This window comes from Bradyrhizobium sp. Ses1, from assembly GCF_059512365.1.
In genome coordinates this window covers 1-4,509 of the sequence record NZ_JCAMOQ010000128.1, presented here as the reverse complement: position 1 = coordinate 4,509, position 4,509 = coordinate 1, and the positions used below count along the sequence as shown (strand labels likewise).

The window sequence follows — 4,509 nt, the reverse complement described above, 5'->3', positions numbered from 1 at the left end:
CCTTGCAGGCTTTCGGACGCCGGCCGCCGAGCACGCGGCGACCTCCCTCATGCGGCCGGCATCCGAAACCCTTCACAGAAGCTGACATGGATCTTCCCCAGGGCGGCAATTCATTGTTCATGTCTGCTGCATGCGCGAGCAAGTCGTCTCGAAAGGCGCGACTTCCAAGTCGCATGGTTTTGCGACTTGATGGTATGTCGAGGAAAGATCCCGGCGCCAAATCCTGTTGCTCACTTGCCGCCAGTGACATCGAGGAACGTGCCGGTGATGAACGAGGCCTCGGCGCCGGCTAACCACAGGATCGCGCGCGCCACCTCTTCAGGCTGCCCGCCTCGTCCCATCGGGATCGAGTCCTTAACGCGATCTACCCGCCCCGGCTCTCCGCCGCTCGCATGCATTTCGGTGTAGATGTGTCCGGGGCGAATGCAGTTGACGCGAATTCCGTCGCGCGCGACCTCTTTGGCGAAACCGGTCGTGAATGTCTCCAGCGCACCCTTCGATGCGGCGTAGTCGACATATTCGCCCGGACTGCCGAGCCGGGCCGACGCGGACGAGACGTTGATCACGGAGCCGCCCCGCCCGTTGTAACGATAGGACATCCGCCTGGCAGCCTGCTGTGCGCAGAGAATGGGACCAATCGCGTTGACGGCGAAGATCCGCTGCATCCGCTCGAAACCAAGGTCCTCAAGCCGGGACTGCCGCGCAAGGACAGCAGCGTTGTTCACCAGTACATCGATCCGGCCGAACTCCCGGTCGATCGCCGCGAAGAGCTGCGCCACCTGCTCCGGATCCGCACTATCCGCGCGCACGGGCAACGCCCGCTGCCCCGCGGCTTCCACATCAGCCGCCACTGCAAGGGCGGCAGCTTCGTTGGAGACGAAGCTGATCGCGACATCGTAGCCCTGTGCGGCAGCAAGCCGCGCCGTTGCCGCGCCGACGCCACGACTTCCACCCGTTATCAGAATGAGCGGCGCCTGCGAGATGGTATCCATTGAGCGAACCTCCATGTGGTGATGGGATGATGATCCAGGACTGTGACCGGCCGATAGGCACGGCGCGGCGGCATTGGTCGTTCCGCCGCCCGTCCGGCATCGGCATCAAACGAACTTCTCGCGCGGTCCTGCGGCGGAGCTGCGCAGGTGGGGCCGCAGGGCCAGCACGAGTGGGACGACCAGGGCGGCAGTCGCCGCCGAGGCCAGCACGCCGATCATCCGACTGCTGTGATCGGCAATCGCGCCGTAGAGGATCGGCGCGAGACCTCCTGCGCCGATGACGCTCGTATAGAAGACCGCGAAAGCCCGCCCCGTATCGCCGTCGGAAAGCTCCGGCACGGTGCCATAGAGCACCGACGAGGTGCCGTTCAGCACGATGCCGAGCAACGGCAGCAGGATGAGCGTTGGCGTCAGTGGCGTGAACAGCGTCGCCACGATGAGCAGGGCTGTTACAGCCTCGCTCACCATGACGCTACCGACAACACCCAGCCGCTCGCCGAGCCAAGCGAATGTCGCCTTGCCGAACGCGCCACCGATGAACAGCAGGGCAAGCGCGACTCCAACGGCCGGCAAGCCCCCGCCCTGTCCATGGATGAGGAAGGGCAGAAACAGCAGATATCCCATGCGGGTCGCCGTATCGAGCGCGCCGATCGTCGTGAGGATGCCAAAGCCGCGGCGGCCGCGGCCGGACGTCACCTCTCCCGTGACATTCCTCGTGACCGAAGCCGCCGGTGCCAACAGGACCAGCGCGACCACCAGGACGGCTCCAAGCATCGCCATCAAGCCCAGCACCGATTGCCAGGCGAAGGTCGGCAGCAGCACCGCGATGAGCGCCGGCAACACGGCTTTTCCGAGATCGCCGGAAAAGTTGTAGATGCCGAGCGGACGTCGCGCCGCCGTGCCATAACTGTCGGTGACGAGCATCGAACCACGTGGATGCTGGATGCTCGATCCGATGCCGGCTACGACGAGGCCGACGCAAAGACCCGCGAAGCCGAACGGCAGCGCCATGATCAGCAAGCCCCCCGCCGCAGCGACGGTGGACAGGACTAGCGCCGCGCGCGGCGACAAGCCGCGAAGAACGCGGTCGGCCGGGATCTGCATGCCCCCCATCGTCCCGAAATACAGTGCGCGCACGACGGCGAGCGCCGCATAGGACAGGCCGAACTGCGCCTGCCAGACCGGCAGGAAGGCATAGAGACCGTCGGTATAGCCGTCATGAAGCGCGTGGGTGAGGGACGCGGCCAGCAGGCTGCGCGATTTCGCCGGGGCCGACGAACTTGATGCGGTTTCGCGCGGACGGCTCGCAGCCGCCATCGCTGCGTCGTTCATGTCGATTCCTCCGCTTCCGGGGTGAAGGAGAACTCTTGCGATGATAGAAAATCTACACCGCGATCCCTTTCGGACCCGCCGGTGCGCTGATTCTCGCGACCGATCCAATCTGGACTATTGAGGCGACCGTCACAAATCAGTAATAATCGAGCTATGAGTTAGGATTTCTATCCAATGAGTATTCCCGTCCAGCGCAGGACCTTGCCACCGCTCAACGCCGTCCGCGCTTTCGAGGCGGCAGCTCGCCTTGGCAGCTTCAAGGAAGCGGCGATCGAATTGGGCGTGACACATGGCGCAATCAGTCAGCAGGTGCGCCTCCTTGAGGATCGGCTGGGAGCGCCCGCGCTGTTCTGGCGATCGACGCGGCGGGTCACGCTCACACCCGCCGGCACAGCGCTGCTCGAGGAGATCGGCCCGGCGCTCGACCGCATTTCGTCCGCTGTCCGGCGCCATCACGCGACACGCGGCGAAGTGCCAGCCGCCGTGCTGCGCGTCAACGCGCTGGCGACGTTCAGCATGCGCTGGCTTCTTCCTCGGCTGAGCCGTTTTCGCAACGAGCGACCCGACATCGAGGTCCGCCTCACCACGTCAAACGACCCGATCGACGCGCTTGCCGAGACGTTCGACGTGGTCATCCGCGGCGGCCCGGATTCGTTTCATGGCTTTACGTCCCGGCTGTTTCTTTCGGAGCGCCGATTGCCGGTCTGCAGCCCCGCACTCGTCGCGAAGCTGCCGCTGGAGGACGTTTCCGATCTCGCGCAGCACACGTTGCTGAACGTCACGTCGATGCCGCGGCTATGGCACGATTGGCTGGTGCAAGCCGGACAGCCTCGCGTCACCCCGGCGGCGACGCTGACACTCGATCATTTCTTTCTGACCATTCAGGCGGCGATCGATGGTTTGGGCGTGGCGATGGGACCGACCGCCCTGATCGGCGACGACGTCGCGGCCGGCCGCCTGATCGCGCCGTTTCCCGATGTCAGCCTTCCGGCGAGGAGCTACTTCGCCTACTTGCCCACGGGCACCGAAAGTGGCTCACAGACAGCGGCGTTTTGCGATTGGCTGGAGCAAGAAGGGCAGCAATCCGGCGGAAACGCAACGGCCGCATGACGAACTGACCATGCCGCCTGGGCTCGCAAAACCCTCGAACGTTCCGCAGCGGCTATTGTTCAACGCTTTTATCGATCGTTGCTGCTAGTCTGGATTTCGGTTGTTGCAAATCCCGGACCCGAGCCGGACATGCTTCAACGTCGGTCAAGGGGCCCTTGCCAATGCAAATGTCAGCTTCCGGTGACGATGGGTCATTGAATGCCACGCTGAGCGGTGTCCGGCCTCTCCCCGTGAGCTGAGGCGGCGATCTTCCATCCGGGTTTCGACTATAGGCCATAAGGCGACCTCGGAGGCAGCCGATTCGGGTGACCTACCGCTCTAGCTCTGTGCGAATTCGATCACGGTGCTGGATGTGCAGCACCTGACATGCATTAAAGTTCTCCAGAAGTATCTTAGCTTCCGCTAGATCGTGGCCGAGGCGGGCGAGGTTTACAATCCGTTGCTCTTGCTCAGCAATGTGTCGTTCGGCCTCGGCAACGTGCCGCTCGGCTTCCTCCAAGTGACGAAGCTGCATCGCGCGAACTTCTGATTGAAGAAGGTCTGACATAGCTCGCTCCCGTCCTGTGCAGGCGGGAGCGCAACCGTCTCTCAGCCACCAGCGCCCGTATCGCTCACTGCCAGTGATGTCCTGACTCTACCATCACCTGATCAGGCAGCGGGATGAATTCGTGGTGCTGTCGCCCGAGGAAAGTGTCGGGGCGGGGGCAAGTCTGGAGAACCCTGATGGGGGCTGAGACAGTTCGCTTGGCCTGTCGAATGACGCGGTCAAGTGCGGCGGCGTTCTCGCGATGGATCATCGGATAATGAGGGCCGTTCATGGTCGTCACCGGGACCAGATGTTGGGTTGATCCGGCAACGTTGACCCAATCGTCTCAAAAAACGAGAGCCTGCGCCCATTAACAATGTCAGAATCCGGTGACGGCCAATTGCCCAACTCCGGCAACCGGCCGAGGATGCTGCGTTCGGCCTTTACGCTGCTCGACGTGTCCGGTCCGGGACAAGGGACTAAACCGCTCGCGCGGTAGGGAACCGGCTGGCAGCGGTGTCCAGACGATAGCGTAACAGGGCGTCCTGC

Annotated in this window: 4 protein-coding genes; 1 reads left to right on the top strand and 3 read right to left on the bottom strand. The window is 63.5% G+C overall.

Features of this window, described 5'->3' with window-relative positions; all coding sequences use genetic code 11:
• Positions 1 to 230: 230 nt before the first annotated feature.
• Together AC5ZG5_RS45675 and AC5ZG5_RS45670 are read right to left on the bottom strand one after the other, a co-directional pair.
• Entirely contained in the window at positions 231 to 992 is a 762-nt protein-coding gene (locus AC5ZG5_RS45675) for an SDR family oxidoreductase (RefSeq protein ID WP_456647174.1), read from the bottom strand.
• Between the two features lie 105 nt (positions 993 to 1,097).
• Positions 1,098 to 2,324, bottom strand: coding sequence for an MFS transporter (locus AC5ZG5_RS45670; protein WP_456647175.1), 1,227 nt, complete (start codon positions 2,322 to 2,324; stop codon positions 1,098 to 1,100).
• 174 nt (positions 2,325 to 2,498) lie between these two features.
• Between AC5ZG5_RS45670 and AC5ZG5_RS45665 the strand changes: the two genes are divergently transcribed.
• The gene (locus tag AC5ZG5_RS45665; RefSeq protein ID WP_456647176.1) at positions 2,499 to 3,434 is read left to right on the top strand and encodes a LysR substrate-binding domain-containing protein; all 936 of its coding nucleotides are present in this window, start codon (positions 2,499 to 2,501) and stop codon (positions 3,432 to 3,434) included.
• Positions 3,435 to 3,744: 310 nt separating this feature from the next.
• Here AC5ZG5_RS45665 and AC5ZG5_RS45660 read toward each other — a convergent pair whose 3' ends face one another.
• Positions 3,745 to 3,981: a hypothetical protein gene (locus AC5ZG5_RS45660; RefSeq protein ID WP_245287231.1), complete on the bottom strand. Its 237-nt coding sequence runs from the start codon at positions 3,979 to 3,981 to the stop codon at positions 3,745 to 3,747.
• Between the last annotated feature and the right edge of the window lie 528 nt (positions 3,982 to 4,509).

Coding starts and splice junctions, on each gene's coding strand:
- AC5ZG5_RS45675 (WP_456647174.1), bottom strand. CDS start 992: ATGGATACCATCTCGCAGGCGCCGCTCATTCTGATAACGGGTGGAAGT.
- AC5ZG5_RS45670 (WP_456647175.1), bottom strand. CDS start 2,324: ATGAACGACGCAGCGATGGCGGCTGCGAGCCGTCCGCGCGAAACCGCA.
- AC5ZG5_RS45665 (WP_456647176.1), top strand. CDS start 2,499: ATGAGTATTCCCGTCCAGCGCAGGACCTTGCCACCGCTCAACGCCGTC.
- AC5ZG5_RS45660 (WP_245287231.1), bottom strand. CDS start 3,981: ATGTCAGACCTTCTTCAATCAGAAGTTCGCGCGATGCAGCTTCGTCAC.